Annotated in this window: 12 protein-coding genes; 9 read left to right on the top strand and 3 right to left on the bottom strand. The window is 69.7% G+C overall.

Annotation, left to right across the window (positions count from 1 at the left end):
• The first annotated feature begins 57 nt into the window (after positions 1 to 57).
• Complete coding sequence (locus ABZ803_RS18615; RefSeq protein WP_040866344.1) at positions 58 to 852, top strand: M50 family metallopeptidase; 795 nt, start codon at positions 58 to 60, stop codon at positions 850 to 852.
• A gap of 135 nt (positions 853 to 987) precedes the next feature.
• A complete protein-coding gene (locus ABZ803_RS18620) occupies positions 988 to 1911 on the top strand; it encodes a DUF5995 family protein (RefSeq protein ID WP_357039316.1) in 924 nt (307 codons plus the stop codon).
• Positions 1912 to 1932: 21 nt separating this feature from the next.
• Here the strand turns inward: ABZ803_RS18620 and ABZ803_RS18625 are convergent, their stop codons facing one another.
• Positions 1933 to 2406, bottom strand: coding sequence for a gluconokinase (locus ABZ803_RS18625; protein ID WP_357039929.1), 474 nt, complete (start codon positions 2404 to 2406; stop codon positions 1933 to 1935).
• A 330-nt stretch (positions 2407 to 2736) separates the two neighbouring features.
• Here ABZ803_RS18625 and ABZ803_RS18630 point away from each other — a divergent pair, with 330 nt between their 5' ends.
• On the top strand, positions 2737 to 3942 hold the full coding sequence (locus tag ABZ803_RS18630) for a helix-turn-helix domain-containing protein (protein ID WP_357039319.1): 1206 nt from the start codon (positions 2737 to 2739) through the stop codon (positions 3940 to 3942).
• A gap of 89 nt (positions 3943 to 4031) precedes the next feature.
• Positions 4032 to 4952, top strand: coding sequence for an LLM class F420-dependent oxidoreductase (locus ABZ803_RS18635; protein WP_357039322.1), 921 nt, complete (start codon positions 4032 to 4034; stop codon positions 4950 to 4952).
• A gap of 45 nt (positions 4953 to 4997) precedes the next feature.
• Here the strand turns inward: ABZ803_RS18635 and ABZ803_RS18640 are convergent, their stop codons facing one another.
• On the bottom strand, positions 4998 to 7019 hold the full coding sequence (locus ABZ803_RS18640; RefSeq protein ID WP_357039325.1) for a CocE/NonD family hydrolase: 2022 nt from the start codon (positions 7017 to 7019) through the stop codon (positions 4998 to 5000).
• 197 nt (positions 7020 to 7216) lie between these two features.
• Between ABZ803_RS18640 and ABZ803_RS18645 the strand changes: the two genes are divergently transcribed.
• From ABZ803_RS18645 to ABZ803_RS18665, 5 genes are all read left to right on the top strand, one after another.
• Complete coding sequence (locus tag ABZ803_RS18645; RefSeq protein WP_357039328.1) at positions 7217 to 8116, top strand: dienelactone hydrolase family protein; 900 nt, start codon at positions 7217 to 7219, stop codon at positions 8114 to 8116.
• On the top strand, positions 8116 to 9312 hold the full coding sequence (locus ABZ803_RS18650; RefSeq protein WP_357039331.1) for a PQQ-dependent sugar dehydrogenase: 1197 nt from the start codon (positions 8116 to 8118) through the stop codon (positions 9310 to 9312). The genes ABZ803_RS18645 and ABZ803_RS18650 overlap by 1 nt, the downstream gene beginning before the upstream one ends.
• Positions 9313 to 9397: 85 nt before the next feature.
• Positions 9398 to 9844: a MarR family transcriptional regulator gene (locus ABZ803_RS18655; protein ID WP_357039334.1), complete on the top strand. Its 447-nt coding sequence runs from the start codon at positions 9398 to 9400 to the stop codon at positions 9842 to 9844.
• Positions 9845 to 9846: 2 nt separating this feature from the next.
• On the top strand, positions 9847 to 10269 hold the full coding sequence (locus ABZ803_RS18660; protein ID WP_357039336.1) for an organic hydroperoxide resistance protein: 423 nt from the start codon (positions 9847 to 9849) through the stop codon (positions 10267 to 10269).
• Positions 10270 to 10285: 16 nt separating this feature from the next.
• Entirely contained in the window at positions 10286 to 11272 is a 987-nt protein-coding gene (locus tag ABZ803_RS18665) for a zinc-binding dehydrogenase (RefSeq protein ID WP_357039339.1), read from the top strand.
• Here ABZ803_RS18665 and ABZ803_RS18670 read toward each other — a convergent pair.
• The gene (locus ABZ803_RS18670) at positions 11260 to 12819 is read right to left on the bottom strand and encodes an NAD(P)/FAD-dependent oxidoreductase (RefSeq protein WP_357039342.1); all 1560 of its coding nucleotides are present in this window, start codon (positions 12817 to 12819) and stop codon (positions 11260 to 11262) included. The two genes, ABZ803_RS18665 and ABZ803_RS18670, sit on opposite strands and share 13 nt — an antisense overlap.
• Positions 12820 to 12889: the final 70 nt, after the last annotated feature.

Raw genomic sequence — 12889 nt, forward strand, 5'->3', positions numbered from 1 at the left:
CCCAGCAAGGAACGCATGCCACGAGCGCGGCCGTCCGCGGGCGGTTAAGGTGCGGCGGTGGACAGAGCGGAATTCTTCGAGCGCGGCGCCTCCATCGCCGATCGTCTGACGACGACGCAGGCGCAACCGCCGTGGTGGCTGGTGGTGGCGGCCGCGGTGGCGGCGCTCGTGCTGGTGGGTTACACCCCGATCTGGCGGCTCACCCGCAATATCGTCACCATCGCACACGAAGGAGGGCACGCCCTGGTCGCGCTGCTCACCGGCCGCAAGCTCAACAGCATCCGATTGCATTCGGACACCTCGGGGCTCACGGTGTCGAGCGGAAAACCCTACGGCCTCGGGATGATCCTCACCACGATGGCGGGTTACCCCGCGCCGCCGCTGCTCGGCCTCGGGTTCGCCGCCCTGCTCGGCGCCAGCCGGATCACGCTGATGCTGTGGACCGCCATCGTCCTGCTCGCCGCGCTCCTGATCAAGATCAGGAACATCTACGGGGGTATCACCGTGCTCGGACTCGGTGCGGCGGTCTTCGTCGTCTCCTGGTTCGGCACCGACACGCTGCAAGCGGGTTTCGCGTATCTGGGAGCCTGGTTCCTGCTGTTCGCCGGGGCACGGCCGGTGCTGGAGCTACAGCGGGGACGTTCCCGGCAGCAGCGCGCCCGCTATCACGAGGTCGACTCCGACGCCGACCAACTCGCCAGGCTCACCCGGCTGCCCGGCCTGCTGTGGGTGTTCGTATTCGGCGCGATAGCCGTGGGTTCGCTACTGATCGGCGCGTGGCTGCTCGTCTCCGCCATCGCCGAGATCTGCCTGCCGGGCGCGCCTTCCGGCTCCTGCTTCGCGTCGCACTGACGCCGCGCTGCGCGACGCGATCGGCTCGGATAGGCTTCGATCCCGCCCTGCGCCACCTACCGCGTGCCGCATCGCCGAATTCATCCACTTCGGCCGTCCCGGCGCGGAATCGCGATTCACGACCCTGGAGCCAGCATGCCGAACATCCTCGCGCGTACGCCGAGTACTGCTGCGCGGCAGCTTTTCTCAGCACTGACCTCGGCCGCGACGGCGCTGATCCTCACGATCGCGCTCGGTGCGGCGAACGCCTCCGCCGCACCGGCGGCCACGGCCTGCGGCACACCGCTGGCGCCTGCCGAGACGGCCGCTATCGCGGAACTGTCCGATACCGGCACGCTGACCGGTTCCGCGCTGCGGCAATTGGAGGAAGCCGTCGATCGGCACCGGCGGATCACGCAGATCCTGGTCGCACACCGCGATCTGCGCGGGGTGTTCGCCCTCGGGCTCGACGCGGTCGAACGGGCCGCCGTCCTGCCGCTACAGCGCGACCCCGCGTCATTCGACGACCCGGAGTGGGCGCATCGGATCAGTCTCGAACTGCTGTCGCGCTTCCTGCGCACAGTGCACGCCGAATTCACCGGCGCACCCGTCGACCCGCACTGGGCACACTATTTCGCCTTGACCAGCCACTGCGAGCTGTCCCCCGCGCGCGTGGCGATGGCCGGGTACAACGCGCATCTGAGCGTGGACCTGTCCTATTCCGTCGCCGCGGTCGGCAGCACCGCCGCCAACGCGGGCGACTATTTCCGCATCGTCGACGCGATCGCCCAGCACGGCGCGCTGATCGTCGACGCGACCAAAGCGGTCTACGGCGGCGACCTCGGCCCGCTGTGGCGCTTCTACTTCGTCGGCGAGGGATTGGACCTGGTGGTCGGCCGCGGGGTGGCGACCGGCCCCCTGCTCCGGCTGGCCGACGCGGGCGCCAACGTCGTCATTCTCTCGAACGGATTGGCCATGCGGGATCCGGCCACGGCACCCGTCGTCACCGCCGAGATCGACACGTTGTGGCGCGGCCTCGATCTCGCTTTCGATGTCTTGTCGGATCTCGGCGGCCTCTAGCGGACGAACCCGACGCGCGGCTCACCCGTCCAGCGCTGCCACGGCTTGCCGGACCACTTCCTCGGGCGGGCGTGCCGCATCGATGGTGCTGCCGTCCTCGTCGGGACCGAGCGGCTCCAGGATGGCCAGCTGGGAATCGAGCAGGCTCGGCGGCATGAAATGCCCGCGACGTCCGGTCACACGCCGCTCGAGTTCGGCGCGTGGCACGCTCAGATGCAGGAAGAACGCCTCGGGGGCGGAAGCGCGCAGCCGGTCGCGGTAGATCCGTTTGAGAGCCGAGCACGTGACGACGCCGCCCCGTCCTGATCGCTCGGCCATCCAGGCGGCCAGGGCGTCGAGCCAGGGTGCGCGATCGGCATCGTTCAACGGCGCCCCCGCTGCCATCTTCGCGACGTTCGCGCGCGGGTGGAAGTCGTCGCCCTCGGCGTACTCGACCCCGAGCGCGGCGGCCAGGCGGGTGCCGACCGTCGTCTTTCCCGAACCCGAGACCCCCATCACGACGATCACCGGTACATCGTGCACTCGAACCTCCTTTCCCCGCGGCGGCGGATCTGTCGTGCGCGCGGACTTGTCATCGGCAACAACCTAGCGGGGGAGCACTTCGTCGGCCCGTGCAGTGACGATCCGCCCCGCCCGCGGCTAGATTTCGAGGACCGAGACTGCGGCCCGCCGATTTCGTTCTGCGTCAAAAGATTCGAGATCCGCGCGGACCGGATGGGAAGTACGAATGTTCGCGAAGACGCACTGCACGGACCTGATCCGACATCCGGACCGCCACCGCACGCCCGAGCTACGGGCGGCCCGCGGCGGAGTCTGAGCAGCGGTATGCCATCCCCACGCGGCACCGCCGCGGCGTCCGCCGAGATCGTCCCGGCTACCGAGCACATCGTGCGGCACCTGCTCGGCATCATTCCCCGGCGGCACGTGGAGCGCGGCAACCTGCTGCGCGAGGAGATCCGCGCCACCGTCACGCACTGCCTCGATCTGGTCGCGTCCGTCGATCCCGAGCGACCGGCCCGCACGGTCCGCATCTTCGAGGCCGCCACCCGGTGGGCCGGGGTGGGGGTTCCGATGGACACCGTCCAGCATCTCGTCCACGAGGGATTCCGCCTCTATCTCGACGACCACCTGCGGGACGCGCAGACCGTGCACCACGACGACATCCGCGGGCTCTTCGACGCGCTGCACGCGGTCACCACGACCGTATCGCTCGCCTACCTGTCCGTCGCGCCCGCCGCCGAGCAGACCGCTCCGCATGCCGTCGCCGTCGCACTGCTCAGAGGCCACCACCCCGCGAAGGTCTACCGCGAGAACGGCATTCCGGTCGCAGACCGATACACCGTGCTCGCCGTGGCGGTCGACCGGCCCACCGAGGAACGTCCCGGCCGACGCCCCGGCGACGGCTACAGCATCCGGCAACGCATGCAGATCTGCCTCGCGGTGCACTGCGGCGGGCATGTGCCCGCCGTGCTCAGCGCGATCGGCGGGACGATTCTGGTACCGGAGTCGCTGATCGCCGCGAACGAACTCGACGCCTTGGTCGCCGCGCTGGCCACGGCGGTACCCGCCCCGCTCACCGCCGCCGCCATGACCGCCGAGCCCGACCGGATCCCCGGCGCCGCCGATCAGGCACACGAACTGCTCGACATGGTCCGGCGCCTGCGGAACCCGCCGGGTCTGTACCGTTTCGAGGATCTGGCCCTCGAATACCAGCTCACCCGGCCGGGGCCGGGACGCGATCGGCTGGCGGCGCTGCTCGACCCGCTGGAGGGCCATCCCGAGCTGTTCGACACCCTGCGCGAGCACATCCGCAACGACTTCAATCGCAGGCGGACCTCCCGGACGATGTATCTGCACCCGAACACCGTGGACCATCGTCTCAAGCGCATCGGCCGCCTCACCGGCCTGGACACCGCCGTTCCGCATGTGCTGTACCGATTGCGCGCCGCGCTCATCGCACGGACTTACACGCGGCCGGCATCGCCGACGCCAAGCGAGCACCGAACCCCCGCCGCTGGTGAAACTCGATAATCCGGCGACATCGCCGCATGCTTTCCCCGTCCTCCGCATGGCGCGAGCGGAGCGATTCGCCCATGCTCCGACCGACTAGGGTCATCGACATGGAACTACGCATCTTCACCGAGCCGCAGCAGGGTGCGAGCTACGACACGCTGCTCACCGTTGCCAAGGCCACCGAGGACTTGGGATTCGACGCGTTCTTCCGCTCCGACCACTACCTGAGCATGGGCGGCGCCGACGGCCTGCCCGGCCCCACCGATGCCTGGATCACCCTCGCCGGATTGGCCAGGGAGACCGAACGGATCCGCCTGGGCACCCTGGTCACCGCCGCCACCTTCCGGCTGCCCGGCCCGCTCGCCATCCAGGTGGCCCAGGTGGACCAGATGTCCGGCGGCCGGGTCGAATTGGGTCTGGGCAGCGGCTGGTTCGCCGAGGAGCACGCCGCGTACGGCATCCCGTTCCCGGCCGACAAGTTCGCCCGGCTGGAAGAACAGCTGGCCGTCATCACCGGGCTCTGGGCGACCAAACCCGGCGATACGTTCAGCTACGACGGCAAGCACTACCAGCTCACCGATTCCCCCGCCCTGCCCAAACCGGTGCAGGACCCGATTCCGGTGCTGATCGGCGGCCAGGGCGCCACCCGCACCCCCCGGCTGGCCGCGCAGTACGCCACCGAATTCAATATGCCGTTCGCCTCGCTCGAGGACAGCGCGCGGCAGTTCGACCGGGTGCGCGCCGCCGCCGAGACCTACGGACGCGCGGCCGACGAGTTGGTCTACTCCAACGCGCTGGTGGTCTGCGTCGGCGCGAACGACGCCGAGGTGGCGCGCCGGGCCGCCGCGATCGGACGCGAGGTGGACGAGCTGAAGACCAACGGCCTGGCCGGCTCCCCCGCCGAGGTGGTGGACAAGATCGGCCGGTACACCGAGATCGGCACCAGCCGCATCTACTTGCAGGTGCTCGACCTGGCCGATCTCGAGCATCTCGAGCTGATCTCCGCGCAGGTGCAGTCGCAATTGTGAGCCCCGGCGCGGGGGGTCGCCCGGCGAGACGACCCCACGCGACGCTCAGCCCAGCGGGCGGTTGGTCGGCACGATGACGAAGCTCGGCGCCGACGGATCCAACTCGAGGTGCTGGGGCTTCAGTTCGGTGTTGTTGAGCATGGGGCGGAAGGCCAGCGCCTTCGGCGAGTTGCCCGCGAAGACGTCGATCCGCAGCCGGTGACCGGGTTGCAGCACCGCTTGGGTGGGGATGACGGCGATGTCCAGCGCCACGGGCTCACCGGGAACCACCGGCTGCAGGCTGTCCAGGGTGAGCGGATTGAACGGTTCGGTCAGATCGCCGGACGATGTGCGGCTGCTCTTCCGCTCGTCGACGGCGCGCAGGGATGCGGTCAACTGCCCGGTGGTCAGCACCTTCGACGATCCGTCGGGCGCCACATCGTTCATCGTGACGCTCCAGTAGCCGTCGGTGGCGTCGTGCACGGTGTTGAGGTGCACGTTCACCGGTCCCGAGATGACCGTGCGCTCGGTCATCGGCGCACTGGTGAAGGTCAGCGCGTTGCGCTCGGCGATGCGCGAGTCCTTCGCGCACACGTCCACCACCGCCGCCATGCCCGCCGAGCCCTGCGCGGTGTCGCGGGAACACGCCGCGGCGAGGCCGGGCGCCACCGTCAATGTCCGTCGCTCGTCGGGGACAGTCATCGTCAGCGATCCGTCGTATACCGCTTTTCCGGTGGTGCCGCTCGGCGTGGCCGAGAGATACACGCGGCGATGGTTGAGGTCCTTTTGCGGGAACTGCCCGAGGGTGATCCAGCCGCCTCCCTGTTCCCACACGGTGACCGGCCCGAAATCGCCCAAGCCGTGGTCGACGTCCTTCAACCACTTGTCGAACCACACCCGCTGCAACACGTCCAGCCGCGGCGGCGCTCCGGGAATGCCGGTCCCCGCACCGGGATTCGCGTGGTAGGTGTCGCCGACGATCAATTGCTTCCTGCCCGCGGGCAGCGGGATGGCGTTGTACAGCTTGGTGGCGCTGTTGGCGAAGATGTCGTGCCAGCCGCCGTAGACGAAGGTGGGCACCGTGATGCGCTCCGGGTGGCCCTCGATGCCGCGCCGGAAGTAGCTGTCCTCGTCCAGCGCGTCGGCCAGCGCGGGCGGCACGTGGTCGAGCGAAGGCGTGAGCAGCGCCTGGGCCAGCAGATCGACGTTGCTGGCCGGATCGGACATCCGTTCGTGCAGCCACCCCCAGTCGAAGGTGCCGTTCAACATCGACTGCACGTCGGGAATCAGCTTCAGCTGGTTGACCGTGTTGAGCCACATCGGCAGGAACGTCGTCCCCACCCCACCGCCGGGCGCGACGACGTCACGCATCAGGTCGCTCCCGGGTTCCACGGGGAAGATCGCCTGCAACGGCGCCGGGGCGTCCTCGGCGGCGCGCAACTGGTTGATCCCCGAATACGAACCGCCGCTCATCCCGATCCGGCCGTTCGACCACGGCTGCGCGGCCGCCCAGTCGATCACCTCACGGGTGTCGAGTTGTTCCCGCTCGCCGAGGGTGTCCCACGCGCCCTGGGAGAAGCCGGTTCCGCGCACATCGGCGATGACCTGGGTGTATCCGGCGCGGATCAGGTTGCGATCGAGTCCGAGCACCGTCTGCACGGTGCCGCCGTCCACCGCGTGCAGCAGATCGCCGAAACCGCTGACCGGCGTACGCGCCAGATTCACACGGTTGACCAGCCGGACGGTCAGCGGCTGCAAGCCGGGCACCGCGAGCGCCGTGTCGATCAGATTGGTCATGAGCTTGGTGTAGGGGGTCAGATTCACGATGGTCGGCAGCGGCTGCTGCTCCACCTCGCCGCCCTGCTTCACCGGCCGGTACACGTTGGCCTTCAGCACGACGCCGTCGCTCATCCGGATCGGGACGTCCCAGTCGATGTGCACGTCGGCATACGGCTGGGGACCGTCGTGCAACGCGGTCCATCCCACGGTGTGGGACTCGACGGAGGGCTCCGCGACCGCGGGCCCCGACCCGAATCCCACGGCCGCCAGCACCGCGACCGTCGCCACCATCCGGATCGCCCTGCTCATCGTTCGTCCTATGTCACGCCCCGCTGCCATCTCGCTCCCTCGACCGGTATGCGGACCGACCATCGATCGCCCGATTGAGCGACAACGTAGCAATCGCCTGGCGAATGCCGTGGGATGCGCGGTCGGACCGGTTTGTCGGGGGCGAACAGACAGTGAACGCCGCGCACCCGCCATCGATCCGGCTTATCGTGGGGCGCATGACGCCGTTGCAGCGCTACATCGCCGAGGAGATCGCGGCCGATCACGCCGACGGCCTGCTCCCCCGGCGGGAGGCACTGCGCAGGCTCGGGCTGCTCGGGCTCGGCGTCACCGCCGCAAGCGCCCTCCTGGCCGCCTGCGCGAGCAACGACACCGCGATCACCGATTCCGCGCCCAGCCCCGCGGCGCCGTCGACGCCGCCCGGTTCCGCCGCCGCCCTCCCGACCGCCGCCGTCACCTTCGCCGGACCCGGCGCGACGCCACTGCAAGCGGCGTGGGCGGCGGCGGCGCAGCCGCGGGGCGGGGTGCTGGTCGTCCACGAGAACAAGGGCCTCACCGATCACATCCGTTCGGTGGCAGGACGTTTCGCGGGCGCCGGATACTCCGCGCTCGCGGTCGACCTGCTGTCCGCGCGAGGCGGCACCGCCGCGTTCACCGATCCGGCCGCCGCGACCGCCGAACTGAGCCGTATCCCGCAGGAACAGTTCGTCGCCGACCTGCGCGCCGGGCTCGACGAACTCCAGCGCCGGGTCGAGGGAAAGAAGCTCGGCGCCACCGGTTTCTGCTTCGGCGGTGGCCTGACCTGGCTACTGCTGGCCTCCGGCCCGTCCCCGCTCGCCGCGGCGACACCCTTCTACGGACCGTTCCCGGACAACGGCGATCTCTCCGCGTCGAAAGCCGCGGTGCTCGGGGTCTACGCGGCGGCCGACGCCCGCGTGAACGCCTCCCGGCCCGCCGCGGAGGCCGCACTGATCCGTTCGGGCGCCCCGCACCAGATCTTCACCGCACCCGACGCCGACCACGCCTTCTTCAACGACACCGGTCAGCGGTACAACGCAACGGCGGCCACCGAAGCATGGCGTCGGGTCCTGGATTGGTACGGCACGTATCTCGGCTGATGGCACTCGAATCGGGCCGCTTCCTCGTCGTCCCGGCGCCTTCGGGCGGCGGGGGCGCCGACCGAGCGTGCGTCCCCGGTAGCGAGGTTCCGATCCGCGCGCGGCGCTTGCTCGCAGTGATCGCCTTGCTCTTTTCCGTAGCGGCGGTAGGCGCCTGCGGCGGCGAGAGCCCGACCACGCCGAGCGGTGCGCCTACGCCAGAAGACTCCATCGCACCGAGCAACCCGGCGGGAAGACCCGACCTCGATGCCGCGGAGGAAGTCGCGCGGGACATCGAGGTGCCGTGGGGCCTGGCCTTCCTGCCCGACGGCGCCGCGCTGGTCGCGGAGCGTGACTCCGGGCGGATCCTGCGAGTCGCCGCAGGCCGTGCGCCGGAACAGGTCTACCGGCTGCCCGGCGTCGCCGCACGTGGCGAAGGCGGTCTACTCGGGCTCGCCGTCGCGCCGGACTACGCCGAAAGCCGGTACGTCTACGCCTATTTCACCTCCGAGACGGACAATCGGATCGTCCGGTTCCGGCTCGACGGCCCGCCCGAGCCGATCGTTACCGGCATCGCCAAGGCCGGTAACCACAACGGTGGACGGATCGCGTTCGGGCCCGACGGCATGCTGTACGCCGGGACCGGCGACGCCGGGGAATCCGGACGCTCGCAGGATCCGGCGAGCCTGAACGGAAAGATCCTCCGTTCGACTCCCGAAGGCCTTCCCGCGCCGGGCAATCCGTATCCCGGCTCGCCGGTCTACAGTCTCGGCCACCGCAACGTGCAGGGACTGGCGTGGGATCGGGCCGGTCGCCTGTTCGCGGCGGAGTTCGGGCAGAACCGATTCGACGAGATCAATCTGATCGAGCCCGGCCGCAACTACGGCTGGCCCGACGTCGAGGGCGGGGGCGGCGCCGACCGCGGCTTCACCGATCCGCTGCTGACCTGGACCACCGCGGAAGCCTCGCCCTCGGGCATCGCCATCACCGGCGACATCCTCTACGTCGCGGCGCTCCGCGGCCAGCGGTTGTGGACCGTGCCGCTCGCGGACGGCCGCGTTGGCGGGCCCCGGGCCGAACTGCGCGACCGGTACGGCCGGTTGCGCACCGTGGAAGCCGCTCCGGACGGAGCGCTGTGGCTCACCACTTCCAACACCGACGGCCGGGGCGACCCCGCGAGCGGCGACGATCGCGTCCTTCGCTTCCCGGCACGCTGAACCGCCGCCCTCCGCGAGCCTATGTGACGCGCGCCACCAACCATTTACCTTGTACACAAGGTAATTGGCTACTACATTATTGCTCATGACCGATCACCTCACCCTCGACGAGCAGCTCTGCTTCCCGCTCTACGCGGCGTCCCGGGCGATGACGGCGGTCTATCGCCCGAAGCTGGAACGGCTCGGGCTCACCTACCCGCAGTACCTGGTGATGCTGGCGCTGTGGGAACGCGACGAACGCAGCGTCGGAGACGTCTGCCAGGCGCTCGACCTCGATTCCGGCACGCTCTCGCCGCTGCTCAAGCGACTGGAGGCGGCCGGCTTGGTCGAGCGGCGGCGGTCGGCGGCCGATGAACGCCGCGTCGACATCCGGCTCACCGAGCGCGGGCGCGCGCTGCGCGCCGAGGCGGGTGCCATCCCCGCCCAGATGGCCGAGGCCAGTGGCTTGTCCATGGACGAAGTCATCGCGTTGCGCGGCATTTTGCACCGACTGACCGAGGCGCTGAAGTCTTGGTCGAACGAAGGAGAGTAGACATGCGAATCCTCTACACCGCAGAGGCCCTGGCCAGCGGCGACGGTCGCGACGGCCATGCGCGCACCACCGACGGCAAGCTCGACGTGAACCTGTCGATCCCCAAGGAGATGGGCGGCAACGGCGAGGGCACCAACCCCGAACAGCTGTTCGCGGCGGGCTACGCGGCGTGTTTCCATTCGGCGTTGCGCCTGGTCGGCAAGCAGACCTCGACCAATGTCGACGACTCCGCCGTCGGCGCGAAGGTCGGTATCGGCCCGAACGACGCCGGTGGCTTCGGCCTGGCCGTTACGCTGGAGGTCTCGCTTCCCCACCTGTCCCGCGAGGAAGCACAGGCGCTCGCCGACAAAGCCCACCAGGTGTGCCCGTATTCCAACGCGACCCGCGGCAATATCGACGTCCAGGTCCTCGTTGCCGACGACTGATCGAGAAGGAGCGGTTATGCGTGCCGTAGTCATCGAACGATTCGGCGAACCGAAGGACGTGCTGGCCACCGCGGAACGCCCAGTACCCGAGCCGGGGCCGGGCGAGGTGCGGCTCGCGCTGATCCTGTCACCGATCCACAATCACGATCTGGCCATCGTGCGCGGCGTGTACGGCTACCGTCCCGAGTTGCCCGCGATTCCGGGCAGTGAGGCGGTCGCGCGGGTCGACGCGGTGGGTCCCGAGGTCGGCGACATGTCGGTCGGGCAGCGAGTGACGGTGTCCGGCGCGCAGAACGTGTGGGCCGAGTATTTCGTCGTCCCGGCCCGGCAGGTGATTCCGCTGCCCGACGCGGTCTCCGACGAGACGGCGGCTCAGCTGCTGGCCATGCCGTTGAGCGCGCTGATGCTGATCGAGGACCTCGAACTGTCTTCCGGTGACTGGCTGACGATCAATGCCGCCAACGGCGCGGTCGGCAGGCTCGTGAACGTCTTCGCCCGGCAGCGCGGTCTGAACGTGCTGAATCTCGTGCGCGGCCCGGCCTCGGTCGCGGCGCTGCGCGAACTGGGCTACGAGCCGGTGCTCGACACCGAGAGCGAGGGCTGGCGCGACCAGGTGGAAGCGGCCACCTCGGGCGCGCCGATCCTGCGGGCCGTCGATCAGGTGGGCGGCCGGGCCGCGGCCGCCGAGTTGGCATTGCTCGCGCCGGGCGGGCAGCTGATCACCTTCGGCGCGCTCTCGGGGCAGCCGTTGTCGCTCGACCCGGGCCCGCTGATCTTCAAACAGGTGGTGATCAAGGGCTTCTGGGGCGCCAAGCGGATCGAGGAGATCGGCGCCGAGCATCGAGGGCGGCTCATCCGCGAGCTGATCACCCTCGCGGCCGACGGCGTCCTGCGACTGGATATCGAAGCCGCCTATCCGCTGGAGGAAGCGGCGGACGCGGCGGTCGCCACCGAGACGCCGGGCCGCGCCGCCAAGGTCGCGCTGCGTGGTCAGCCTGCCTGACCGGCGTCGAGCACGGCCATCGCGGCATTGTGTCCGGGGATGCCGCTGACCCCGCCGCCCCGGATGGCGCCCGCGCCGCAGAGGAATACATTGCGGTGACCGGTCGCCACGCCCCACCGGGCTGCGGGGTCGGCGGGATCGGCGTCCTCCGGAAGGTAAGGGAAGGCCAGATCCCGGTGGAAGATGTGTCCACCGGGGAGGCCGACCTCCCGCTCCAGTTCGATCGGAGTTTTCGCCTCGAGGCAGGGTGCGCCGTTCTCGTCTGTCGCCAAACAGTCCGCGATGGGCTCGGCGAGCACCGAATCCAGTTGCGCGAGGGTCGCTCGCACGATCTCGTCTTTGACCGCGGCGTGATCGGCGGCGAAGAGTTTTCCGCGAACGTGCAGCCCGAACAGCGTGAGGGTGTGCGCCCCCCGCGCGGCCAGTTCAGGTCCCAGGATCGTCGGATCCGTCAATGTGTGGCAATAGATTTCGGCGGGCGGCGCGGACGGGATCCGGCCGATCGCGGCCTCACCGTAGGCTCGGTCGAGTTGGGCGTACGACTCCCCGATGTGGAAAGTCCCCGCGAACGCCTCCCGGGGATCGGTTTCGGCGTCGCGCAAGCGCGGGAGGCGCCGCAGCAACATGTTCATCTTCAGCTGCGCGCCTTCGGGTTTCGGCGGTAAGGGCGTACCGAGCAACCCCGCGAGCGTATATGGTGCGACGTTCGCCAGAACGTGGCGCGCTCCGATTCTCCCGTCCGGATATCCGACCTCCGCTGTACTGCCGTCGGTTTCGATGCTCGTCACCGCACAGCCGGTGACGATTTCCGCTCCCGCCGATCGCGCGGCCTCGGCCAGCGCGTCGGCGAGCGCGCCCATACCGCCGATCGGCACGTCCCAGCCGCCGGTTCCCCCGCCGATCACGTGATAGAGCAGGCAGCGATTCTGCCGCAGTGACGGATCGTGCGCGTGGGTGAAAGTGCCGATCAGCGCGTCGGTGAGCACCACGCCGCGCACGGTGTCGTCGTCGAACGTGGACTCGATCGTCTCGCCGAGCGGCCGCTCGAACAGAGCCTCCCAGGTGGGCGCGTCGTCGATGATGTGCCGCAGCGCCTCCTTGGACGGAAGCGGCCGGGTCAGCGTCGGGAAAACCCGCCGGGCCAGCTGGTTGGTCGACGCGTAGAACCGCTGCCACGCGCCGAACTCCCGATCGGAGCCGGTCAGCCGCGCGAAACTCGCCGCCGTCCGGGCCCGCTGAGACGAGACGAGCAGACCCTCCTCCCCGACCGGCGTATACGACGAGACCGCGCGCCGCCGCGTCTCGAACCGCAAACCCAGGTCAAGGACGATCGATCGTGGCAGCAGGCTCACCAGATACGAGTACCGCGAAAGCCGCGCGTCGACGCCCGCGAACACCCTCTCGGACACCGCCGCGCCGCCGGTGTGCGGCTGCCGCTCGAGCACCAGCACCGACCGCCCGGCCCGCGCCAGGTACGCGGCGGCCACCAAACCGTTGTGACCGCCGCCGACGATCACGACATCGTAGGAAGAGCGCGTCGGCGTCATGAGTTCTCGATAGCACGAATCGGCGGCGGACGACAGCACCCCGGCCGACAGGCCCCGGCCGGTCGCAGGA

It is taken from the genome of Nocardia sp. NPDC047648, assembly GCF_040642815.1.
In the GTDB taxonomy this organism is placed as follows: Bacteria; Actinomycetota; Actinomycetes; order Mycobacteriales; family Mycobacteriaceae; genus Nocardia; species Nocardia gamkensis.

Coding starts and splice junctions, on each gene's coding strand:
- ABZ803_RS18620 (WP_357039316.1), top strand. CDS start 988: ATGCCGAACATCCTCGCGCGTACGCCGAGTACTGCTGCGCGGCAGCTT.
- ABZ803_RS18625 (WP_357039929.1), bottom strand. CDS start 2,406: ATGGGGGTCTCGGGTTCGGGAAAGACGACGGTCGGCACCCGCCTGGCC.
- ABZ803_RS18630 (WP_357039319.1), top strand. CDS start 2,737: ATGCCATCCCCACGCGGCACCGCCGCGGCGTCCGCCGAGATCGTCCCG.
- ABZ803_RS18635 (WP_357039322.1), top strand. CDS start 4,032: ATGGAACTACGCATCTTCACCGAGCCGCAGCAGGGTGCGAGCTACGAC.
- ABZ803_RS18640 (WP_357039325.1), bottom strand. CDS start 7,019: ATGAGCAGGGCGATCCGGATGGTGGCGACGGTCGCGGTGCTGGCGGCC.
- ABZ803_RS18645 (WP_357039328.1), top strand. CDS start 7,217: ATGACGCCGTTGCAGCGCTACATCGCCGAGGAGATCGCGGCCGATCAC.
- ABZ803_RS18650 (WP_357039331.1), top strand. CDS start 8,116: ATGGCACTCGAATCGGGCCGCTTCCTCGTCGTCCCGGCGCCTTCGGGC.
- ABZ803_RS18655 (WP_357039334.1), top strand. CDS start 9,398: ATGACCGATCACCTCACCCTCGACGAGCAGCTCTGCTTCCCGCTCTAC.
- ABZ803_RS18660 (WP_357039336.1), top strand. CDS start 9,847: ATGCGAATCCTCTACACCGCAGAGGCCCTGGCCAGCGGCGACGGTCGC.
- ABZ803_RS18665 (WP_357039339.1), top strand. CDS start 10,286: ATGCGTGCCGTAGTCATCGAACGATTCGGCGAACCGAAGGACGTGCTG.
- ABZ803_RS18670 (WP_357039342.1), bottom strand. CDS start 12,819: ATGACGCCGACGCGCTCTTCCTACGATGTCGTGATCGTCGGCGGCGGT.